This window comes from Actinomycetospora sp. CA-101289 (assembly GCF_050955895.1).
In the GTDB taxonomy this organism is placed as follows: domain Bacteria; phylum Actinomycetota; class Actinomycetes; order Mycobacteriales; family Pseudonocardiaceae; genus Actinomycetospora.
Genome location: NZ_CP192093.1, coordinates 928,529 through 950,420, shown reverse-complemented (window position 1 = coordinate 950,420; position 21,892 = coordinate 928,529). Strand labels below are relative to the sequence as shown.

Here is a 21,892-nt window from a genome sequence, read left to right as displayed (position 1 = left end):
GCTTGCCCGTGCTCAGGCACGGGCAAGCGCTCACACCCCACTCAGCCCCGCCAGGCGTAGCCCCCGCGCGGCGGCGACGCGTTCGGCCTCGTCGTCCAGTCGTGCGCGGAGGTCGGGCTCGAGCGGGCCGAACAGGCTGACCTCGAGGGTCAGGCGCTTGCCCGACGCGCGGGGCCGCCAGGTGCCGACGATCTCGCCGCCCGCCAGCAGGGCCCCCGGGTTACCGATGATCTTGTACAGCTCCTTGCGCACGCCGGCGTCGGGCGCGAGCAGCTCGCGGTCGCGGGCCTGGAGCATCGGGTCCCAGGGCGGCAGGAAGCGCACGAGGTCGGGCTCGGGGGCGTCGAGGGCGGCGTCGAGGTCGTCGGCCGGCAGCCACGCCGCCCGGTCGCCGACGCGGACCTCGGCCAGCACCGGCAGCGCCGCCTCCCACGCCGGGGCGAACGCCTTCGCCGACGTCCCGACGAAGTCGGCGACCTCGCGGGGCCCGGCCGGACCGAGGACCCGCAGGTAGGCGAGCACCAGCCGCGCGGCCTGCGCCGGGTCGCCGTCGACCGGGCGCTCCCAACCCGTCGGCGGCGGCGTGAGCAGCAGCGTCTTGCCGGTCGCGTCCAGCCCGACGCCGACGGGCAGGGCCGAGAGCCGCATGAGCTGCTCGTTGATGTGGACGCAGGCGCACGGCCGGCAGTCGCGCAGCAGCGCGTCGGGCAGCAGCTTGGTCACCGCGCCGCTGGCGGCACCCTTGGTGATGGGCTCGGTGACGACCTCGGCGAGCGCGTCGGCGGCCCGGTCGATCGCCTCGCGCGCCGGGATGCCCACGCGCTGCTGCTCGGGGCCGCTCCAGTGCAGCCGCGCGGCCGCGTCGGTGTGGTCGAACGGGCGGGCGGCGAGGGCGATCGCGTTGCGCTCGACGGGCGGGTGGTGGTGCGGGGCACCGCGGTGGGTCCACCCGTCCACGAGGCCGTGGGCGACCGGGTCGGGGTCGCCGTCCGTGCGCGCGGCCAGCGCGAGCCGGGCCGTGGGCCCCGCGTCCTGGATGCCGAGCGCGGCCAGCGCGCCCACCGCCGCGGGCCGGTCGCGGTGCAGCCCCTGGGCGGCCACCCGGTGCGCCATCACCTGCTCGCGGCTCATCGTCACCACCATGGGCGCCAGCCTGCCGCACCGCGGGTGACACCCTCCGTCAGGATCCCGGGCAAGATGGCGCCGTGAGCTCGGTGCGCGCGGTCCCCGTCACCACGGACATGGACGGTGACGCCCTGCAGGCCGACGACGCCTGGCACACCGCCCGCGGGATCGGGCTGGTCACGCTGCTGCGCACCGCGCTGCTGCGCTTCCGCTACGGCGACGGGTTCAGCCACGCCCGCGGGTTCGCGCTGCAGCTCGCGCTGGCGATCGTCCCGCTCGTCATCGCCGGCAGCGGGCTGGCGACGGCCGTGGGCGCCGAGTCGGTGGCGCAGGTCGTCGCGCGCACGGTCGTGGCGGTGTCCCCGGGCGCGGGGGACCAGCTGCTCGCCGACGTCGTCGCCCGCGGGCCCGCCGAGCTCCCCGAGGAGGACGGCGAGCCCGAGGACTCGCGCAGCGAGAACGTCGGTGAGCTCGCCGTCGCGTTCGGCCTCACGACGGCGTTCCTGGCCATGACGAGCGCGATCGCCCAGCTCGAGCGCGGCACCAACCGCATCTACGGCACCGAGCGCGACCGGCCGTTCGTCCGCAAGTACGCCCGGGCGGCGGTGCTCACGCTGACCGCGGGCTCAGCGCTGGGGGTGGGCCTGGTGCTGATCATCGCCGGCGGGCCGCTCGGCGACGCCGTCGAGGACGTCTACCGGTGGGGCGACGTCGCCGAGACGATCTTCGACATCCTGCGCTGGCCGGTGGGGCTCGCGGCGATGCTCTTCGCGGTCACCGTGCTGTTCCGGCACTCGCCGCGACGCCACCAGCCGGGGCTCTCGTGGCTCGCGCTCGGCGCCGGGCTGACCGTCGTGCTGTGGCTCGCCGCGTCCGGGTGCGTCGCGCTGTACGTGGCCGTGTCCGGGGACTTCAGCGACACCTACGGCCCGCTGGCCGGGGTCATGGCGCTGCTGCTCTGGGCGACGGTGACGGGCATCGCGCTGCTGCTGGGCGTCGCCGTGGCCGCGCAGCTCGAGGCCGCCCGCGCGGGCATCGTCGACCCGCTGCTGCGCGACGACGACGGTGACGGCATCCCCGACGAGCTCCAGCCCGACGGGCCCGGGGACGCAGGTGGGGCCGCTCCGGATCGGCAGCCGGTGGAAGCTGTCGGTCCGGACGGGGGACGTGCCTGACAGGACCTGTCAGGGATGGGGTACGACTGACCCGTGCGCGCCAGCCGCCTGCTCTCCGTGCTGCTCCTGCTGCAGAACCGCGGGCGCCTCACCGCGCGCGAGCTCGCCGACGAGCTCGAGGTCTCGATCCGCACGATCTACCGCGACATGGACGCGCTGTCGGCCTCGGGCGTGCCCGTCTACGCCGACCGCGGGCCCGACGGCGGGTACTCGCTGCTCGACGGCTACCGCACTCACCTGACCGGCATGACCGCCGAGGAGGCGGACGCGCTCGCGCTGTCGGGGATGCCCGAGGCGGCCGCCGAGCTGGGGCTCGGGCGGGTGCTGGTGGCCGCGCAGCTCAAGGTCCAGGCGGCGCTGCCCACCGAGCTCTCCGACCGCGCCGGCCGGATCGCCGAGCGCTTCCACCTCGACGCCCCCGGCTGGTTCCGCGAGGCCGACCAGGTGCCGACGCTCACGGGCGTCGCCGACGCCGTGTGGAACCAGCGGGTCCTGCGCGTGCGCTACCGGCGCTGGGCCACCGGCGGGCGCGAGCCGGAGGTGGAGCGCGAGCTCGAACCGCTCGGGCTCGTGCTCAAGGCCGGCACCTGGTACCTCGTGGCCTCGCCGCACGGCGAGCCCGCCGCGTCGCCGCGCACCTACCGGATCGCGCGCATCCTCGACCTCGAGACCCTCGACGTGCGCTTCGAGCGCCCCGACGGCTTCGACCTCTGGAAGTACTGGCACCAGCGCACCCAGGAGCTCACCGACGCGCTGTACCAGGCGGAGGCGACCGTGCGCTTCTCCCCGCGGGCGCTCGAGCTCGCCCCGGTGCGCCTGAGCCCGCACACCGCCCGCGCGCTGGCCGAGGGCGCGTGGCCGACCGACGATGACGGCTGGGTGCGCGCGGTGATCCCGATCGAGTCGATCGCCCACGCCCGCGGGGAGCTCCTGGCCCTGGGCGCCGACGTCGAGGTGCTCGGGCCCCCGGCCCTGCGCGAGCAGATGATCGACACTGCCCGCGCCCTGGCCGCCCTGTACCCCTGAGTGTCAGCGGAGCGGCTCCGCTGACGATGAGTGTCCGCTATGGCGCTCCGTCGATCCGCTGAGCCGGGCACCGTCCCCATCGGCCACATGCGTCCACCGGCTCCAGAGCCAGTGCGTGACCGATGGGGAGTCCCAGATCGACAGTGGAGGCGTGCGACACGGGACGCGGTGGAACGACCTCGCCGGACTCCTCGCGGCCAGCTGGGAGGGAGTCATCCGCGCCCGCGAACTCGCCCGGCTGGGCGTTCCCGAGCGCACCACCTACCGGCGTACGCAGGCGGACGGTCCGTGGACGCTCCTGCTCCCCGCGACCATCAAGCTGTCCAACGGCACGCCGACACGACGCGAGCTCGAGATCGCAGCGCTACACTACGCCGGCCCGGGCGCCGTCCTCACCGGTCTCGGCGCGGCCCGGCACCACGGAATGCGACGGGGCCACGATCTCGAGACGGTGCACGTACTCGTGTCGAACGATCGCCAGATCACCAGCACCGGCCACGCCATCGTGGAGAGGACACGCCGGATGCCGAAGGCGGTTCTCCGTGACGGGCTACCCGTGGCTCCCCTCGCCCGGTGCCTGATGGACCACGCTCGCCGCATGAAGGACCTCGCCGCGATCGCCGCGTTGTTCACCGAAGCGGTGCAGCGGCGGATGCTGACCGGGGAGATGCTGCGCGTCGAGCTCGACCGGGCGTCGCGCAAAGGGACGGCGGCGCCGCGCCGAGTGCTCGCGGCTGTCGACGACGGCGTGCTGTCCCCGGCCGAGTTCGAGGCCCGGGAGTTCTGGAACAGCATCGACGGCTTACCCGCCATCTCGTGGAACGTGACGGTGTACGACGAGCGAGGACGCTTCGTCGCCATCGTCGACGGGCTCGTCGAGGAGATCGGCTTCGTGTGGGAGATCGACTCGGTCGAGCAGCACTTCGCGACGCCGGACCAGGTCCGCGAGACCGTCGAGCGCCAGCGGTGCCTCCGAGCGGTCGGCCTGCACGCCCTCAGCACACGTCCTTCGCAGCGCCGGGACGACCCGGACGGCGTCGCCGCCGACCTCCAGGCCGGGGTCGAGATCGCCCGGCTCCTTCCTCCACCGCGGATCAGGCTGTTCAGGGACTCCGCCTGAGGATCGGGGTGTCGACGGAGCGGAGTTGCGGACACTCATCGTCAGCGGAGCCGCTCCGCTGACACTGGCTGGCGAGGAAGACCCCCGACACGCACCGAGCCCCGGCCCTCCGCAGAGGACCGGGGCTCGGGTGACGATCAGCGGGCGGAGTCACTCCGCCGCGGCGACCTCGGGGGTGTCGGGCACCGGGGTCGGCTTGGCCTCACCGCGGAAGGTGAAGGTGGCCGTCTCCGGCGCCGGCTTGGTGACGCCCTTCTCGTCGTTCTCGGGCTCCCAGCCCTCGACGTCGACGAGCACGATCTGCCCGGACTCGATCTCCCCGAACAGGATCTTCTCGGAGAGCTGGTCCTCGATCTCGCGCTGGATCGTGCGGCGCAGCGGGCGGGCGCCGAGCACCGGGTCGAAGCCGCGCTGGGCGAGCAGCTTCTTCGCGTTGTCGGTGAGCTCGAGCGCCATGTCCTTGTTGGCCAGCTGCTTCTCGGTGCGCCCGATCAGCAGGTCCACCATCTGCACGATCTCGTTCTCGGTCAGCTGGTGGAACACGATGATGTCGTCGATGCGGTTGAGGAACTCGGGACGGAAGTGCTTCTTGAGCTCGTCCGTGACCTTGTTCTTCATCCGCTCGTAGTTCGAGCCGGCATCCGCACCGGACTGGAACCCGAGACCGACGGCCTTCGAGATGTCCTGCGTACCGAGGTTCGACGTGAACACGATGACCGTGTTCTTGAAGTCGACGATGCGGCCCTGACCGTCGGTCAGGCGGCCGTCCTCGAGCACCTGCAGGAGCGTGTTGTAGACCTCGGAGTGGGCCTTCTCGATCTCGTCGAACAGGACCACCGAGAACGGCTTGCGGCGCACCTTCTCGGTGAGCTGGCCGCCCTCCTCGTAACCGACGTACCCGGGGGGCGCGCCGAAGAGCCGCGAGGCGGTGTAGCGGTCGTGGAACTCGCCCATGTCGATCTGGACGAGCGCGTCGTCGTCACCGAACAGGAACTCCGCGAGCGCCTTGGTGAGCTCGGTCTTACCGACACCCGAGGGGCCGGCGAAGATGAACGAGCCCGAGGGACGCTTCGGGTCCTTGAGGCCGGCCCGCGTACGGCGCATCGACTGCGAGACCGCCTTGACGGCGTCCTCCTGGCCGATGATCCGCTTGTGGAGCTCGTCCTCCATGCGGAGGAGGCGGGTGGTCTCCTCCTCGGTGAGCTTGAAGACGGGGATGCCGGTCCAGTTGGCCAGGACCTCGGCGATCTGCTCGTCGTCGACCTCCGCGACGACGTCCAGGTCACCGGACTTCCACTGCTTCTCGCGCTCGGTCTTCTGCCCGATGAGGTTCTTCTCCTCGTCGCGCAGCCGCGCCGCCTTCTCGAAGTCCTGCGCGTCGATCGCGGACTCCTTCTCGCGACGGACATCGGCGATCTTCTCGTCGAACTCGCGCAGGTCCGGCGGCGCGGTCATGCGGCGGATGCGCATGCGGGCGCCGGCCTCGTCGATGAGGTCGATGGCCTTGTCCGGCAGGAAGCGGTCGTTGATGTAGCGGTCGGCCAGGGTGGCCGCCGCGACCAGCGCCGGGTCCGTGATCGAGACGCGGTGGTGCGCCTCGTAGCGGTCGCGCAGCCCCTTGAGGATCTCGATGGAGTGGGCCACCGAGGGCTCCCCCACCTGGATCGGCTGGAAGCGGCGCTCGAGCGCGGCGTCCTTCTCGACGTGCTTGCGGTACTCGTCGAGGGTGGTCGCGCCGATGGTCTGCAGCTCGCCGCGGGCCAGCATCGGCTTGAGGATCGACGCGGCGTCGATCGCGCCCTCGGCGGCACCCGCACCCACGAGCGTGTGCAGCTCGTCGATGAACAGGATGATGTCGCCGCGGGTGCGGATCTCCTTGAGCACCTTCTTGAGGCGCTCCTCGAAGTCACCGCGGTAGCGCGAGCCGGCCACGAGCGACCCGAGGTCGAGCGTGTAGAGCTGCTTGTCCTTCAGCGTCTCGGGCACCTCGCCCTTGACGATGGCCTGGCCCAGGCCCTCGACGACGGCGGTCTTGCCGACGCCGGGCTCGCCGATGAGGACCGGGTTGTTCTTGGTCCTCCGGGAGAGGACCTGCATGACCCGCTCGATCTCCTTCTCCCGGCCGATGACCGGGTCCAGCTTGCCCTCGCGGGCCGACTGGGTGAGGTTGCGACCGAACTGGTCGAGCACCAGGGACGACGAGGGGGTGCCCTCGCCACGCTGGCTGCCGGACTCCGCGGGCTCCTTGCCCTGGTAGCCCGAGAGCAGCTGCAGCACCTGCTGCCGCACACGGTTGAGGTCCGCGCCGAGCTTGACGAGCACCTGGGCGGCGACGCCCTCGCCCTCGCGGATGAGCCCGAGCAGGATGTGCTCGGTGCCGATGTAGTTGTGCCCGAGCTGCAGCGCCTCGCGCAGCGACAGCTCCAGCACCTTCTTGGCGCGGGGGGTGAAGGGGATGTGGCCGGACGGGGCCTGCTGGCCCTGACCGATGATCTCCTCGACCTGCTGGCGCACACCCTCGAGGGCGATGCCCAGCGACTCGAGGGCCTTGGCGGCGACGCCTTCGCCCTCGTGGATCAGCCCGAGCAGGATGTGCTCGGTGCCGATGTAGTTGTGGTTGAGCATCCGGGCCTCTTCTTGGGCCAGGACGACCACCCGCCTCGCGCGGTCGGTGAACCTCTCGAACATTCGTCACTCCTGACTGCTGCGCCGGCGGTCCTCCACCGAGTGTCCCCGAAGGAGACGGCCCGGTGGCCCCTTGGCTGGTGCCCGATGACGGATCGGGACCCCCACGGTGCCCGGACAGAAGCACCGTAAGGCCATCCTAGTCGTCGCGCGTGACGTCACGGGACGGCGACGGTTCCACCACCGTGACGGCGGACACGCCCGCCGACTCCCCGGACCGGTCGTCCGGGGTCACGGGGGGTGCAACGACCGCCGTCGTCCCGGTCTTCCCGCGACGGTGTTCGCGACGGGCGAACCACCCGGGCGGGGTCACGGCGCCGACGGGTAGCCGGCGGTCGATCCGGAACGGCACGGGACCCGCGGTGCCCTGCTGCAGGGACTCCTCGGAGGTCACCCGTCCCTCGAGGGTGAAGGAGTCGAACTCGAACGGCAGGCCGTTGGCCGCGAGCGGGTCCGGGCGGTCCATCACGTGGAAGTGCAGGTGGGGTGCGTCGGTGTTGCCGGAGTTGCCCAGCTTGCCGACCACCTGGCCGCGGGTCAGCTGCTGCCCCACGGCGAGGTTCAGCGGGTTCCCCGTCTGCAGGTGCGCGGAGAAGGCGTAACGCCCGCCATCGATGTCCTGCACCACGTGGTCGCCGCCGTACTGCTGCAGCGTCAGGCCACTCGGGCTCATCCCGGGCGGCTGCTGCGGGAGGTCGCCCACGAGGCCGACGACCGGCCCGTCGGCGACGGCGAAGATGTCCGAGCCCACGTACGGGTAGCTGGCGATGTCCGTCGGCGGTCCGGTCATCATCCGGCCCGCCGGGTCCGTCTGGACGTAGTCGATGGCGAAGCGCTCCGGCGCCCACAGCTGCCCGTCGATCGGGCTGACCGCGCCCCGGTGCGCGCCCAGCCGGCAGCAGCTGTCGCCGTCGAGCCAGCCGGCTCCGCGCAGCGGCGGCGAGATGCGCGCGGGCGGCGTCCGGTCGACCGTCACCGGGGCGACCGGCTCGGTCAGGGTGGCGGGGACCAGCGGCGGCGAGGGCGCCCGCAGACCCTGCTCGCCCAGCGTCTGGGCATCGCGCGCCAGACGCTGAACACCGCCCTGCGCACGCTGGCCGAGCGCGGCGTGCTCGTCCTGCACCCCGGCGGGCGCGCGGCGACGGTGGACCGGACGGCCCTCACCGCCTACGCCGCCGGCCCGTAGCCGGGCGCGCGTCGATCACGCGGGTCGGCGCGCCTCGACCACGTGGGCCGTCATGGGGACGGTGAGCGGGCCCGGGCCGACGATCTCGGTCAGGGCCGCCGTGAGGCGCGCGACGGTGGTGTCGAGATCGCCGTGACGGGTGAGCTCGGCGCGCACCGGTGAGCCGGTGGCGTAGCCGACGGCGATCTGTTCCGGGCCGTCGGCATGGCCCTCGAGGGTCACGGTGTCGATGGCGACGACGTCGAATCCGCCGGCGCGCAGGTCGTCGGCGACGCGCGCGGTGTCCGCGTAGCCGTGGGGAACCCGCTGCAGGAACGTGGGCGCCTCGCCGGGGAAGAGCCGCTCCAGGGCGCGGACGAGATCCCGCTCGAAGCCGTGGTCGGCGAGGGTGCCCCAGGTGCTGAACAGGAAGCGGCCGTGCGGGACGAGCACGCGGCCCACCTGCGCGTACGCGGCCGGGCGGTCCGGCAGGAACATCACCCCGAACCCGCACACGACCAGGTCGAACGATCCCGGCGGGAACGGCGGCGCCGCGGCGTCGGCCACCCGCCAGGTCGCACCCGGCACCCGGGGCTCCGCGAGCCGCACCATCGCCTCGTTGAGGTCGGTCGCCGTCACGTCCGCGTCGGGACACGCGGCGACCAGCTCCGCGGTCACGACCCCGGTGCCCGCGGCGAGCTCCAGCACCCGCGTCGGCGCGAGCTGGGCGGCGCGCCGGGCGAGCTCGCGGGCGAACGGGCGGAACACCGCGGGCACGAGGCACCGGGCGTAGACCTCCGGCATCGACCCGACCCAGCGGGTGCTCCCGTCATCGCCCATGCCGGGGTTGTCCCAGACCGGCGACGGCGGGACAACCGCCGCCGGAGCGGTGGTCGCCTGCCCCGGCGGTCCCGGCCGGGGCCTAGTGCGCCTTGTGGTAGGCCTCGGAGACCTCGCTGGGGATGCGACCGCGTTCGGAGACCGTCATGCCCTGCTTGCGGGCCCACTCGCGGATCGCCTGGTTCTGCTCGCGGTCGACCGCGGCGCGCCCGCCGCCGCTGCCGCGGCGCGGGGACGCCGCCGGTGCGGCGGCCGCGGACTTGCGGCGTCCGCCGCTGCGGCGGGCGTGGGCGACGTAGTCGGCGAGGACGTCGCGCAGCGCGGAGGCGTTCGTCTCCGAGAGGTCGATCTCGTACGTGGCGCCGTCGATGCCGAACTCGACGGTCTCGTCGGCCTCCGACGAGTCCAGGTCGTCGACCAGGGACACCACGACTTTCTGCGCCATCGCGCGACCTCCCGGGAGTTCGACCGAAGAAAAATGGTGGCCGGACCCTATTTCCGCGACACTCCGTTTGTCGAGTGTGCCGCCCCGCACGGGGAGCGTGAATTGCACGTCAGTCGGGGACCGCGCGCGAGTCGGGGACGACGACGGCGAACATGTCGGAGAGGGCGGCGAGGCTCGCGCTCTGCAGCGCGGACGCCGACACCGTCCCGTCCGGTCCGGGGAGTGCGCGCGTCGCGGTGGCCGCGGCCACGACCGTCGACGCGAAACCGGCGTTGAACGCGGCGCGCGCCGTGGAGTTCACGCACATGTGCGTCATGAACCCGGCGAGGACGAGATTCTGCGCCGACCGGCCGCGCAGGTGTTCCTCCAGATCGGTCCCCACGAACGAGTTCGGGTAGTTCTTGACGATCCGGTGCTCGCCCTCGCGCGGCGCCACGCGGTCGACGATCGCGCCGCTCTCGCCGCGCACGTCGTAGGGCGAGCCCTCGCCGGCGTCGTGCTGCACGTGGACGATCGGGATGCCGGCGGTGCGTGCCCGCTCGAGCAGCGCCGCGGCCTCGTCGATGGCGGGCTCGACGTCCTCGAGCGCCATGACGCCGCGGGTGTAGGTGTTCTGCAGGTCGATCATCACGAGCACGGAGTCGCGCAGGGCCGCCGGCGTGGCCGGGAGCCCCGTCAGCTCGCGCAGGGTCGTGGACGGATCGGTCATCGTCGGCTCCTTCGTCGGGTGGGCCCGGACGTGCGAGGGACGCCCCCGCTGCGTGGGGTGCAGCAAGGGCGCCCCTCAGTCCTACTCCGGGACGGCCTGGCGGTCGCCCGCCTCGCGCACCTCGTCGAGAATCAGGCCCGCGTGCCCCGACGGGCGGCCCGGTCGTCGCGGCGCTCCTGCCGGCGGCGGTGCACCGAGCGCAGGCCGAGCAGCGTCAGGTCCGGGACGTGGTGGGTGACGGTGGCGCACTCGTCGACCACGAGCGGGGCCAGGCCCCCGGAGGCGACGACGGCCACCGGCGCCCGGCCCTCGGGGTCGCGCTCGGCGATCTCCCGGGACGCGCGCGCCACCAGGCCGTCGACCTGCGCCGCGGCCCCGAGCACGAGCCCGGCCTGCATGCTCTCGACGGTGTTGCGTCCGAGCACCGAGCGGGGCACCACCAGCTCCACCGGGCGCAGCGCCGCCGCGCGCACCGCGAGCGCCTCGGCGGAGACGGCGACGCCGGCGGCGATCGCGCCGCCGAGCAGCTCCCCGCGTGCCGACACCCCGTCCACCGTCGTCGAGGTCCCGAACGTCACGACCACGCACGGACCGCCGTGGCGCTCGAAGGCGGCGAGGGCCTGGACGACGCGGTCGGCGCCGACCTCCTTGGGGTTGTCGACGAGCAGCGGCACCCCGGTGCGGACCCCGGGCTCGACGAGCAGGTGGTCGAGGCCCGCGAAGTGCCGCGCCACCATCGCGCGCATCTCGCGCAGGAGGGCCGGGACGGTCGACAGCGCCGCCACGGCGGTGACGTCGCCGACCCGGGTCCCGAGCAGGCCCCGCACGAGCAGGGCCAGCTCGTCGCCGGTGGCGCGGGGCTCGGTGCGCATCCGCGCGTCCCACACCGCCGGCCCGTCGCCGTCGTCGGGGTAGAGGGCCAGCGCGGTCTGGGTGTTGCCGACGTCGACGCAGAGCAGCACCGCGGTCCCCCCGGTCCGTCAGCCCCGCCCGCGGCTCAGTGGTCCGCGGAGAGCAGAGCGTCGAGCCGACGGGCGTCGGTGGTCTCCGCCGCGGTGCGGGAGTCGCGGCGCGGCCGCTCGTCCCGGGTCTCGCGCGGCGGCTCCGCGCCCCACCCGCCGACGGTGGTCATGGCGGGGCCGGCGACGGGGCGACGGGTCTCGCGGGGCGCCGCGGGCCGGGCGTCGGTGCCCGGGCGCAGCAGTGAGGTCGCGGGGGCGGCGTCGGGGACGCGGGCCGGGTCGACGCCGCGGTCGAGCACGCGGTTGGCCTCGTCGACGAACACCACGCGCGGCTGGTACGTCCGCGCCTCGGCGTCGTCCATGACCCCGTAGGAGATGAGGATGACGAGGTCGCCGGGCGAGACGAGGTGCGCGGCGGCGCCGTTGATCCCGATGACCCCGGAGCCGGCGGGGCCGGTGATCACGTAGGTCTCGAGGCGGGCGCCGTTGGTGACGTCGACGATGGCCACCTGCTCGCCGGGCAGCAGGTCCGCGGCCCGCATGAGGTCCTCGTCGACGGTCACCGAACCCACGTAGTGCAGGTTCGCGTCGGTCACCGTCGCACGGTGGATCTTGGACTTCAGCATTGTGCGCTGCACGTCAGACTCTCCTCACGACGGACACGGCCGCGTTGTCGATCAGGCGGGTGGCGCCGGCCCGGGCGGCGACGAGCAGGCGGGCGGGGCCGATCTCGGGGGCGGGCCCGAGGTCGTCGTCACGCAGCTCGAGGTAGTCGAGCTGCAGGCGGGGCTCGGCGTCGAGCACCGACCGCGCGGCGTGGAGCACCGCGGCCGCGCCCTGTTCCCCGGCGTACTGGCCGGCCGCCAGCGACGCGGAGAGGGCGACCGCGGCTGCGCGCTCGTCGTCGGAGAGGTAGGCGTTGCGGCTCGACAGCGCGAGCCCGTCGCTCTCGCGCACGGTCGGGACGCCGACGACGTGGACGTCGATGTCGAGGTCGCGCACCATGCGCTTGACGAGCGTGAGCTGCTGGTAGTCCTTCTCGCCGAAGAACGCGACGTCGGGCACGGTGATCGCGAAGAGCTTGGCGACGACGGTGAGCACGCCCGCGAAGTGGCCCGGGCGCACGGCGCCCTCGAGCTCGTCGCCCAGCGGCCCGGGGTGCACCGAGGTCGCGAACCCCGCCGGGTACACGTCCTCGACCTCGGGGGCGAAGACGAGCTCGACGCCCTCCTCGCGGCACATCTCGAGGTCGCCCTCGAAGGCCCGCGGGTAGCGGTCGAGGTCCTCGCCCGGCGCGAACTGGCGCGGGTTGACGAAGATCGAGACGACGGTGGTCGCGCCGGGGACGCCGCGGGCCCGGCGCATGAGCTCGCGGTGGCCCTCGTGCAGGGCGCCCATGGTGGGCACGAGGTTGACGCGCCGACCGGCGCCCCGCAGCGCGCGGGTGACGCGACGCAGGGCGGTCGGGTCGCGGTGCACGGTCAGGTTGTCGGCGCGGTACCGGGGGCGCGCGCGACCCACGAGGTCGTGGGTGCGCAGGCTGGACGGTTTGGTCACGGGCGGTGCCTCTCGGCGAGGGCGGACACGACGTGGTCCGCGGCGGCCGGGTCGAGCAGGCCGCCGGCGCGGGCGCGCTCGGCGGTGCGGCGGGCCAGGGCCCGGTAGAGCGGGGCCGCGTCGGGGGCGCGGTCCTCGAGGTGCTGCAGGTGGGTCGCGATCGTGCCGGCGTCGCCGCGGACGACGGGCCCGGTCAGCGCGCGGTCGCCGTGGCGCAGGGCGTTGTCCAGCGCGGCGGACAGCAGCGGCGCGAGCACCCGCTCGGCGGGCTCGATGCCGGCGCCGCGGAGCAGGTCGGCGGCCTCGCGCACGAGCGTGACCAGGTGGTTCGCGCCGTGGGCCAGGGCCGCGTGGTAGAGCGGGCGCGCGGCCTCGGGGATGCGGACGGGCTCGGCGCCCATCTCGACGACCAGGGCCTCGCCGACCAGCCAGGCCGCCTCGGCGTCCTCCAGGGGACCCTCGGGAGCGGTGACGCCGACGCAGGCGCCGGACAGGCGCGCGACGTCCTCGGCGCGCCCGGTGATCGTCATCGCGGGGTGCAGGGCGATCGGGAGCACGTCGTGCTCGACGGCCGGGGCCAGCACGCCGACGCCGGCGGCGCCGCAGGTGTGGACGACGATCTGCCCGGGGCGCAGGCAGTCCGACGCGGCGAGCCCGCGGACCAGGCCGGGCAGCACGTCGTCGGGCACCGCGAGCAGCGCGAGGTCGGACCGGCGCACGACCTCGTCGGGCGGGAGGATCTCGGCGCCGGGCAGCAGGGCCTCGGCGCGGGCCCGCGAGGCGCGGGACACCGCGGAGGCGGCGACGACGGTGTGGCCTGCGGCCGCGAGCGCGGCGCCCAGCACGGCGCCGACCCGCCCGGCGGAGACCACGCCGACCGCGAGCCGGGATCCTTCGCGAGGGGTCGGACCGGCAGAGCTCTGCTCCCACCGCCCGACGCCCTCGTCGGCGTCGGTGCCCACGCGCCACCTCGTTCCGGCTCGTTCCCGTCCCACTCGCGCGGGTACCGGACGATCACTGAGGCCCACGGTAACCGCCGCCGCGCGCCGCGGTGGCGGCGGTGAGCGGGTTCACGCGGCGGGACGTGGGGGGCGGTGGCGGGCGAAGGCGTCCTTCGCTGCGTCCCACGCAGCCGAGGCGTCCTTCGCTGCACACCCGGCGCGGCGACGCTCAGTGCCGGGGCGGGCCCGGCTGGCCGGGGTGACCACCGGGCGCGCCGCCGAACCACGAGGGTGGCGGGCCGCCGGCGCCGGGCGGTGGGCCCGTGGGGCCCTGCACCCCGGGGGCGTTGACGGCGGCCAGGCGCGTGCGCACGACGGTGTCGAGGAGCTCGGCGTGCCAGTCCGCGCGGGGCGGCAGCGCGCCGCGCTCGGCCCGCGCCCGCAGGAAGGCGAGCTCGGTGACCGCGTGCTGGTAGTCCTCGACGGCTCGTGCCGCGACCTTGCCCGCCCGCCGGTGCACGGCCGCTCGCCACCGCCGCCGCCCGGTGAGGCTCGAGAGCAGCGCCACCTCGCTCGGCGCGATCCAGCCCGCGGCGGCGAAGCCGGGCATCTGGGCGGCGAGGACGTCGCGCTCCCGGCGGCGCTGCCAGACGACGAGGCCGATCATGCCGGCGAACAGCGGCAGCATGATCAGCAGGTACACCCCGAAGAACCCGGCGCCGAGCTGCGTCGAGGAGTTCCACAGCGCGTGCAGGATCACCGCGAGCACGTAGCCGCCGAGCACCGCCACCGTGCCGACGACCCGCGAGCGGGCGCCGGCGGCGATCCCGACCCCGATGCCGATCATCGCCGTGAACAGCGGGTGCGCGAACGGCGAGAGCACGCCGCGCAGCACGAACGTCGCCACGACGGCCGTGGCGGGCGCCCCCTCGGCCTCGGTGAAGGCCCGGCCGAAGTAGATGATGTTCTCGGTGAACGCGAAGCCCGCCGCGGTGATCCCGGCGTAGACGACGCCGTCGACGACCCCGTCGAACTCCCGGCGCCGCACGAGCAGCAGACCGACGACGAACGCGCCCTTGACGAACTCCTCGACCAGCGGGGCCGAGATCACCGCGCCGATCAGGTCGCCCTGACCGCGCCCGAGCAGCAGCTCGGCGGCGATGATCGCGCTGGAGTTGATGACCACCGCGACGAGCGCCGACAGCCCCGCGCCCCACAGGAACGCGGCGAGCAGCAGGCGCGGCGGCTCGGGCTCGAAGCGGTCGATCCAGAGGAACGCGGCCACCACCGGCGCGACCGGGAGCAGCGCGAGCACGACGCCGACGAGGACGCCGGCCACGCCGATCTCGGTGCTCGCGAGGCCGACCGTGGCCAGGCCGCAGAGCCCGAGCACCGTCAGGCCGACCAGGGGCCAGACGAACGTCCGGCGCTGCTGCGGCGCGAAGCGGACGGGAGGGGCGATCACTCTGCCGGAGGGTAACGACCTCGACGCCGGGGGGCGCGGGGTCGGGTCCCTGCGGCCGGCTCAGGAGCCCGGTCAGGGCTCGCGGCGGCGGCGTCCGCCGGGACCGCCGGTGGCCGCGTGGGCGGCGAGGAGCTCGGCGACGGTGCGCCCGCCGCTGGTGGAGGAGTCGCCGGGCCAGCGGTTGGCGGCGCCACGGGGCGGACCGCGGCGGGCCCGGCGTTCGTCGGGCTGGTCGTCGGGCGCCTGCTCGCCGGGTGCGTAGCCGGCCTCGCGGACGTACTGGTCGACGAACGAGCCGCCCGCGAGCGCGGCAGGGGCCGGCGCGTCCGGGGGCGCCGCGGGACGCAGCGGGCGGTCGGGTCCGGGCGCCCGGCGCAGGGGGGCCATGCCAGGGCGGGAGGCGCCCGAGGAGCTCCCGGAGCGAGGGGCGGGGGCGCTCGGCCCGGTCGGGCGCAGCGGGGCGGGCGGCGGCACCGGCGCCGCGCCCCGGGGCAGCGGCCCGGAGTCGCCGACGACCCGCAGGCGCACCCCGCGCGGGCCGGGCGCCCCGTGCACGGCGGGCACCCCGACCGACTGCAGCGTCACCGCGTCGGCGTGCGACCGCTCGCGGACCAGCTCCTCGCGCAGCGACGCGGCCTCCTCGCGGGCCTTCTCCGCGACCAGCTCGGCCTCCTCGCGGGCGCCGGTCTCGCGGGCCAGGCGTCGCTCGTGGTCGCGCTGCAGGGCCGCGATCCGCTCCTCGGCCTCCTCCTGCGCGGCAGCGAGCTCGTCGGCGAGGTCGTCCGCCTCCGCGACCGCCTCCGCCCCGGCCGCGGCGGCCCGTGCCTGGCGGGCGAGCACGAAGGCGGCGATCAGCGCGGCCCAGAGCGCAGCCACCACGGCCAGGCGCAGCCACCGGGCGTCCTCGGCGAGCACCACGGCGGACGCGGCGAGCACCGCGAGCACGGATGCCGCGCCGACCAACGCGCCGCGTCGGCGGTCGGGGCCGACGCTCGCGCGCAGCTCCCCGTCCGGGGTGCTCATCGGTCCACGATAGCGAGGACACGGGTCCGGCCCGGGTCCCCCCGCCGGGGCACGGCCGGTCCGCGGTCGGGTGACGTCCCGCTCAGGGCCGGCGCGCCGGGCCCGAGGGCCCCGAGCGGTCGCTGCGGTCGGCCGGGCCGTCGCGGTCGTCGGGCGTGCGCAGGCAGTGCTCCAGCCAGAGCCCGGCGCCCACGAGGACGGCCGCGCCGACGACACCCACCACGGCGCTGGCCGTGTCGGCGCCCGCGGCGTCGACCCGGTCGCGCAGCGGCAGGACGTAGGCCAGCACCCCGACCCACGCGCCGCCCACCAGCGCCCCGGCCAGCGACGACGCCTTGGCCAGCGCCACCGCCCGGGCCGTGGCGAGCGCGTCGACCGGTCGCGACCCGGGCCGGCGCCGGATGCGGGCGCGCAGCACGCCGGCGAGCACGAGCTCGGCGAGGCCGAGCACGAGCGGCGTGAGCCCGGCGAGCAGCGGCAGGGGCGGCAGCTCGCCGTACGCGGCCTGCAGGAGCACGTTGACCGTCAGCCCCGCCGCGACCGCGGCGACGAGCAGCACCGACGGGCTCGTCCGGGTCCTCACCGCGGCCCCGCCAGCTCGGCCGCGTCGCGCCGGACGCCGTCGCGCTCGGCGTCGGGCAGGGCCGCGAGCAGGTCGGCGGCACGCCCGCGCCCGGTGATCCGGGCGTCGGGGTCGACGTCGAGCCACGGGATCAGCACGAACGCGCGCTCGTGGGCGCGCGGGTGCGGCAGGGTCAGCCGCGGGTCGTCGCTGGTGGTGCCGTCGACGTCGATCACGTCGACGTCCAGCGTGCGGGGGCCCCAGCGCACGTCACGGGTGCGCCCGGCGCGGCTCTCGGCGGCGCGGGCGCGGGCGAGCCAGTCCTGCGGCCGGGACGCCGGGTCCTCGACCACGACGACGGCGTTGAGGAACTCGTCCTGCTCGACCCCGCCCCACGGCGCCGTCGCGTACACCGGCGAGACGGCCACGACCCGGGCGCCCGCGGCGCGCAGGGTGGCGAGGGCCCCGTTCAGGTTCGCCGCCCGGTCGCCGATGTTCGAGCCCAGCGAGAGCACCGCCCGGCTCACCGCGGCTGCTCCCGCCGCACCACCACCGCGACATCGTCGAACGGGACGCCGATCGGGGCCTGCGGCTTGTGCAGCGTCACCTCGACGGCGGCGACGCGCGCGTCGGCGAGCACCCGCTCGGCGACCTCGGCGGCGACGGCCTCGATCAGCTGCCGCGGCGGACCGGCGACCACGGCCGCCGCGCCCTCGGCGAGCGCGCCGTAGTCGACGGTGTCGGCGAGGTCGTCGGACGCGCCGGCCGGGGCGAGGTCGACGTCGAGCACCAGGTCGAGCACGAAGTCCTGGCCGTCGCGGCGCTCGTGGTCGAACACGCCGTGGTGCCCGCGCACCCGCAGCCCGCGCAGGGCGATGCGGTCCGTCACGTCGGTCACGGCTCGACCTCCGCCGGCGACGTGCCCCACGACCAGGCCGCCGCGACCGCGACCGCGTCCAGTGACGGCCCGACCTCGTGCACCCGCACACCCCACGCGCCCTGCGCCGCCGCCAGCGCCGACACCGCGGCCGTGGCGATCTCGCGGCCGTCGGGCGGGCGGGGGGTGCCGTCGTCGTCGGCGAGCAGGGCGCCGAGGAAGCGCTTGCGCGACGCCCCGATGAGGATCGGGAAGCCGAGCCCGGTGAAGACCGGGAGCTTGCGCAGCAGCTGCCAGTTGTGCGCCGCGGTCTTGGCGAAGCCGAGCCCGGGGTCGAGGACGAGCCGCGCCGGGTCGACGCCCGCCATCACCGCGCGGTCGACCTGCTCGACGATCTCGGCCCGGACCTCGCCAACGACGTCCTCGTAGGACGCCAGCTCGGTCATCCGGTCGCTGGGACCGCGCCAGTGCATGATCACCCAGGGGACGCCGGTGTCGGCGACGGTGGCGGCCATGCGCGGGTCGGCCAGGCCCCCGGACACGTCGTTGACCATGGTGGCGCCGGCCTCGACGGCCGCGGCGGCGACGGCGGCGCGCGTGGTGTCGACGCTGACGCGCACCCCGGACGCCACGAGCTCGCGGACCACGGGCACCACGCGGGCCGTCTCGGTCTCGGCGTCGATGCGCTGCGCGCCGGGGCGCGTCGACTCGCCGCCGACGTCGACGAGGTCGGCGCCGCGGCGGTGCAGGTCGACGCCGTGGGCCACGGCGTGGTCGCGGTCGAGCCAGCGCCCGCCGTCGGAGAACGAGTCGGGGGTGACGTTGAGGACGCCCATCACCACGCACCGCCCGGGGTCGGGCAGCGCGTGCGGGACGGGGCGGGGGGTGGTCACTCAGCTGCCCCGGATCAGGCCGAGGGCCTCGGCGCGGGTGCTCGCCGAGGTCTTCATGACCCCGCGCACCGCCGACGTCGTGGTGCGGGCGCCGGGCTTGCGCACCCCGCGCGCGGACATGCACTGGTGCTCGGCGTCGATCACCACGAGCACGCCCCGGGCCCCGAGCCGCTCGGACAGCGCGTCGGCGACCTGGCGCGTGAGCCGCTCCTGGACCTGGGGGCGCCGCGCGTAGAGGTCGACGAGGCGGGCGAGCTTGCTCAGCCCCGTGACCCGGCCGTCGTGGGCGGGGATGTAGGCGACGTGCGCCTGCCCGTGGAAGGGCAGCAGGTGGTGCTCGCACGTCGAGAACATCGGGATGTCGCGCACGAGCACGAGCTCGTCGTGGTCCTCGGCGAAGGTGCGGTCGAGCACCGCGGCCGGGTCGCTGCGCAGGCCGGCGAAGAGCTCCTCGTAGGCCCGCGCCACCCGCGCCGGGGTCTCGCGCAGGCCCTCGCGGTCCGGGTCCTCCCCGACCGCGAGCAGCAGCTCGCGCACCGCGGCCTCGGCGCGCGGGGCGTCGAAGCCCGGCCACGGCGGGGCGATCGCCGCGCCCACCGGGCCGCCGGCTCCGTCGTCATCGGGCCGCACCCCGGTGGGGTCGAGGTCGCCGTCCAGCTCCTGGCTCGTCGTCACGTCTCCCTCGCGGTCTTCCTCGACCCGGTCGGCGGCGCGCGCCGACCCTGGCTCAGCCCTGACCGCGCGGGGTGTCGCGTCCCTCGGGACCGCCGTCGGGGCCGTCGTGACCGTCCTGTCCGGGCTGGCCGTCGCGGGCCCAGCCCGGCGAACCGGTGTGCCGACCCTCGCGGGTGCGGCCGTCCGGCTCACCGTACGGGTTCGGAACGGCCTCGCCCGGCGAGCGTGACGAGCCGTACGGCCCTGCGGCGGGACCGCCCTGCGGCGCACCGTGCTGTCCGCCGTACGGAGCACCGTGCTGACCGCCGGAGCGCCCGGCGCCGCCGGGGTTCCAGGTGGTGCCGTGCGGGACGGTGGCGGGCGTCCACCCGGGCGGCGCCCCGTAGTTCGGGGCCACCGACGACGGCTTGTCGCCGGCGTCCGCGGACCGGCGCCCGTTGGCGCCCGTGCGGTAGACGTCCGGGATGCCCGTGGAGGGCAGGCCCGCGGGCGGCGTCGGCGTCGAGCCGCCGTCGTGCCCGGAGCCGGCGTCGTAGCCGGACCCGGCGTCGGGGCCGCTGCCCGAGGCGTGGGAGCCGTGCGCACCGTTGGTGCCGTGCACGGCGTGCCCGTTGCCCGAGCCGTTGCCGACGGCCGTCCTGACCGCCGCGCGCTCGTCGCGCTCGCCGGCCGGCGGCCAGGGCTCGCCGCGCTCGACGGCCTGCTCGCGGCGGGTCTTGATCGGCGGCCGGTCCGAGGGGTGGCGCTCGCCGAAGTCGTTGAACGCGGTGATCCGCGGGCGCTTGGTGACCGACGCGAAGATGCGCTCGAGGTCCTTGCGCTGCAGCGTCTCGTGCTCGATGAGCTCGCCGGTGAGGGCGTCGAGGGCGTCGCGGTGGGTGTTGAGGATCTCCCACGCCTCGGTGTGCGCCGCCTCGATGAGCTTGCGCACCTCCTCGTCGATCTCGTGGGCCACCTCGAGCGAGTAGTCGGCCTGCCGGCCCGCGGTGCGGCCGAGGAAGGGCTCGCCCTGCTCCTGGCCGTACTTCACCGCGCCGAGCTTGCCGCTCATGCCGTACTCGGTGACCATCGCGCGGGCGATCTTGGTGGCCTGCTCGATGTCCGACGACGCGCCGGTGGTCGGCTCGTGGAACACCAGCTCCTCGGCCGAGCGCCCGCCCATGGCGAACACGAGCCGCGCGATCATCTCGGAGCGGGTCATGAGCTCCTTGTCGTCCTCGGGGACGACGAGCGCGTGGCCGCCGGTGCGCCCGCGCGGCAGGATCGTGACCTTGTAGACCGGCTCGATGTCGGGCATCGCCCACGCCGCGAGCGCGTGGCCGGCCTCGTGGTACGCCGCGACCTTCTTCTCCTGCTCGGAGATGATCCGGCTCCGGCGCGCCGGGCCGCCGATCACGCGGTCGACCGACTCCTCGAGGTTCGCGCCGGTGATCTGCTGCCCGCCGAGGCGGGCGGTGAGCAGCGCGGCCTCGTTGATGACGTTGGCGAGGTCGGCGCCGGAGAACCCGACCGTGCGCTTGGCCAGGCCGTCGAGGTCGGCGTCGGGCGCCAGCGGCTTGCCCGCGGAGTGCACGTGCAGGATCGCGCGCCGGCCGGCGAGGTCCGGGGCCGCCACGGGGATCTGGCGGTCGAAGCGGCCGGGGCGCAGCAGCGCCGGGTCGAGGATGTCGGGGCGGTTCGTCGCGGCGATGAGGATGATGCCGCCGCGGGAGTCGAAGCCGTCCATCTCGACGAGCAGCTGGTTGAGCGTCTGCTCGCGCTCGTCGTGGCCGCCGCCCATGCCCGCACCGCGGTGCCGGCCGACGGCGTCGATCTCGTCGACGAACACGATGCAGGGGGAGTTCTGCTTGGCCTGCTCGAACAGGTCGCGCACGCGAGAGGCGCCGACACCGACGAACATCTCGACGAAGTCCGAGCCCGAGATCGTGTAGAAGGGCACGCCCGCCTCGCCGGCCACCGCGCGGGCCAGCAGCGTCTTGCCGGTGCCGGGCGGGCCGTAGAGCAGGACGCCCTTGGGGATCTTGGCGCCGAGCTGCTGGTAGCGGCTCGGGTTCTGGAGGAAGTCCTTGATCTCGTAGAGCTCCTCCACCGCCTCGTTCGCGCCCGCGACGTCGGCGAAGGTGGTCTTCGGCATGTCCTTGTTGAGCTGCTTGGCCTTGGACTTGCCGAACGACAGGACGCGGTTGCCGCCGCCCTGGGAGTTCATCATCCAGAACAGCAGCAGCAGCACCAGACCCAGCGGGATCAGGTAGATCAGCATCTGGGTCAGGATCGAGTCCTGCGTGACCCGTGTGTCGAAGCCCTGGGGCACCTGGTTCTGCCGGACCAGGGCGAAGATCTGGTCGGTCGCGGCGGCCGGGTACTGCGCGTAGATCTGGTTGGTCGTCGTGGCCTGCGCGCCGTCGACGCCCGGCACCTGCACCGGGTTGGCGAGGGTCAGGCGGAGCCGCTGCTCCTTGTCCTCGATCGTGATCTCCGACGCGTTGCGCGTCTCGATCTGCTGCAGCGCGAGCGAGGTGGGGGCCTCGGTGTACCCCCGGGTGTCGCTGAGCAGCGAGGACACCCCGAGGTAGACCAGGAAGAACACCACGATCCAGATGAGTGGATTGCGGAGAAGGCGCTTGCGGTCCATGCGGTTGCGGCCTCC

Annotated in this window: 21 protein-coding genes; 3 read left to right on the top strand and 18 right to left on the bottom strand. The window is 74.9% G+C overall.

Annotation, left to right across the window (positions count from 1 at the left end):
* Positions 1-30 precede the first annotated feature (30 nt).
* Entirely contained in the window at positions 31-1,131 is a 1,101-nt protein-coding gene (locus ACQPX6_RS04730; RefSeq protein ID WP_433785792.1) for a DNA glycosylase AlkZ-like family protein, read from the bottom strand.
* A gap of 74 nt (positions 1,132-1,205) precedes the next feature.
* Here ACQPX6_RS04730 and ACQPX6_RS04725 point away from each other — a divergent pair, with 74 nt between their 5' ends.
* The 3 genes from ACQPX6_RS04725 (at position 1,206) to ACQPX6_RS04715 (ending at position 4,446) form a co-directional block, all read left to right on the top strand.
* A complete protein-coding gene (locus ACQPX6_RS04725) occupies positions 1,206-2,300 on the top strand; it encodes a YihY/virulence factor BrkB family protein (protein ID WP_433785790.1) in 1,095 nt (364 codons plus the stop codon).
* Between the two features lie 33 nt (positions 2,301-2,333).
* The gene (locus tag ACQPX6_RS04720) at positions 2,334-3,326 is read left to right on the top strand and encodes a helix-turn-helix transcriptional regulator (RefSeq protein ID WP_433785789.1); all 993 of its coding nucleotides are present in this window, start codon (positions 2,334-2,336) and stop codon (positions 3,324-3,326) included.
* A 151-nt stretch (positions 3,327-3,477) separates the two neighbouring features.
* A complete protein-coding gene (locus ACQPX6_RS04715; RefSeq protein ID WP_433785787.1) occupies positions 3,478-4,446 on the top strand; it encodes a hypothetical protein in 969 nt (322 codons plus the stop codon).
* Between the two features lie 150 nt (positions 4,447-4,596).
* Here ACQPX6_RS04715 and ACQPX6_RS04710 read toward each other — a convergent pair whose 3' ends face one another.
* From ACQPX6_RS04710 to ftsH, 17 genes are all read right to left on the bottom strand, one after another.
* A complete protein-coding gene (locus tag ACQPX6_RS04710; RefSeq protein WP_433785785.1) occupies positions 4,597-7,134 on the bottom strand; it encodes an ATP-dependent Clp protease ATP-binding subunit in 2,538 nt (845 codons plus the stop codon).
* Positions 7,135-7,270: 136 nt separating this feature from the next.
* On the bottom strand, positions 7,271-8,254 hold the full coding sequence (locus ACQPX6_RS04705; RefSeq protein WP_433785783.1) for a M23 family metallopeptidase: 984 nt from the start codon (positions 8,252-8,254) through the stop codon (positions 7,271-7,273).
* A gap of 78 nt (positions 8,255-8,332) precedes the next feature.
* Positions 8,333-9,136 carry a class I SAM-dependent methyltransferase gene (locus tag ACQPX6_RS04700; RefSeq protein WP_433785782.1) on the bottom strand — a complete coding sequence of 268 codons (804 nt, stop codon included), beginning with the start codon at positions 9,134-9,136 and terminating at the stop codon, positions 8,333-8,335.
* 82 nt (positions 9,137-9,218) lie between these two features.
* The gene (locus ACQPX6_RS04695; protein WP_433785781.1) at positions 9,219-9,581 is read right to left on the bottom strand and encodes a histone-like nucleoid-structuring protein Lsr2; all 363 of its coding nucleotides are present in this window, start codon (positions 9,579-9,581) and stop codon (positions 9,219-9,221) included.
* 109 nt (positions 9,582-9,690) lie between these two features.
* Positions 9,691-10,290 carry a cysteine hydrolase family protein gene (locus ACQPX6_RS04690; RefSeq protein ID WP_433785780.1) on the bottom strand — a complete coding sequence of 200 codons (600 nt, stop codon included), beginning with the start codon at positions 10,288-10,290 and terminating at the stop codon, positions 9,691-9,693.
* Between the two features lie 131 nt (positions 10,291-10,421).
* Complete coding sequence (locus ACQPX6_RS04685; RefSeq protein ID WP_433785779.1) at positions 10,422-11,252, bottom strand: type III pantothenate kinase; 831 nt, start codon at positions 11,250-11,252, stop codon at positions 10,422-10,424.
* A 35-nt stretch (positions 11,253-11,287) separates the two neighbouring features.
* On the bottom strand, positions 11,288-11,890 hold the full coding sequence (panD, locus tag ACQPX6_RS04680; RefSeq protein ID WP_433785777.1) for an aspartate 1-decarboxylase: 603 nt from the start codon (positions 11,888-11,890) through the stop codon (positions 11,288-11,290).
* A 1-nt stretch (position 11,891) separates the two neighbouring features.
* A complete protein-coding gene (gene panC, locus ACQPX6_RS04675; protein ID WP_433788190.1) occupies positions 11,892-12,791 on the bottom strand; it encodes a pantoate--beta-alanine ligase in 900 nt (299 codons plus the stop codon).
* Between the two features lie 14 nt (positions 12,792-12,805).
* Positions 12,806-13,771, bottom strand: a complete 966-nt coding sequence (locus ACQPX6_RS04670; protein WP_433785776.1) for a Rossmann-like and DUF2520 domain-containing protein — start codon at positions 13,769-13,771, stop codon at positions 12,806-12,808.
* 208 nt (positions 13,772-13,979) lie between these two features.
* Complete coding sequence (locus ACQPX6_RS04665; protein WP_433785774.1) at positions 13,980-15,215, bottom strand: PrsW family intramembrane metalloprotease; 1,236 nt, start codon at positions 15,213-15,215, stop codon at positions 13,980-13,982.
* Positions 15,216-15,287: 72 nt separating this feature from the next.
* Positions 15,288-16,238, bottom strand: a complete 951-nt coding sequence (locus ACQPX6_RS04660; RefSeq protein WP_433785773.1) for a hypothetical protein — start codon at positions 16,236-16,238, stop codon at positions 15,288-15,290.
* Between the two features lie 82 nt (positions 16,239-16,320).
* Positions 16,321-16,821 carry a DUF3180 domain-containing protein gene (locus ACQPX6_RS04655; RefSeq protein WP_433785772.1) on the bottom strand — a complete coding sequence of 167 codons (501 nt, stop codon included), beginning with the start codon at positions 16,819-16,821 and terminating at the stop codon, positions 16,321-16,323.
* Positions 16,818-17,327 carry a 2-amino-4-hydroxy-6-hydroxymethyldihydropteridine diphosphokinase gene (gene folK / locus ACQPX6_RS04650; RefSeq protein ID WP_433785771.1) on the bottom strand — a complete coding sequence of 170 codons (510 nt, stop codon included), beginning with the start codon at positions 17,325-17,327 and terminating at the stop codon, positions 16,818-16,820. Before folK ends, ACQPX6_RS04655 begins: the two co-directional genes overlap by 4 nt.
* Positions 17,324-17,689, bottom strand: coding sequence for a dihydroneopterin aldolase (folB, locus tag ACQPX6_RS04645; protein WP_433788189.1), 366 nt, complete (start codon positions 17,687-17,689; stop codon positions 17,324-17,326). The genes folK and folB overlap by 4 nt, the downstream gene beginning before the upstream one ends.
* A gap of 5 nt (positions 17,690-17,694) precedes the next feature.
* Positions 17,695-18,513: a dihydropteroate synthase gene (folP, locus tag ACQPX6_RS04640; RefSeq protein WP_433788188.1), complete on the bottom strand. Its 819-nt coding sequence runs from the start codon at positions 18,511-18,513 to the stop codon at positions 17,695-17,697.
* 57 nt (positions 18,514-18,570) lie between these two features.
* Positions 18,571-19,167 carry a GTP cyclohydrolase I FolE gene (folE, locus tag ACQPX6_RS04635; RefSeq protein WP_433788187.1) on the bottom strand — a complete coding sequence of 199 codons (597 nt, stop codon included), beginning with the start codon at positions 19,165-19,167 and terminating at the stop codon, positions 18,571-18,573.
* A 130-nt stretch (positions 19,168-19,297) separates the two neighbouring features.
* The gene (gene ftsH / locus ACQPX6_RS04630) at positions 19,298-21,877 is read right to left on the bottom strand and encodes an ATP-dependent zinc metalloprotease FtsH (RefSeq protein WP_433785770.1); all 2,580 of its coding nucleotides are present in this window, start codon (positions 21,875-21,877) and stop codon (positions 19,298-19,300) included.
* Positions 21,878-21,892 lie beyond the last annotated feature (15 nt).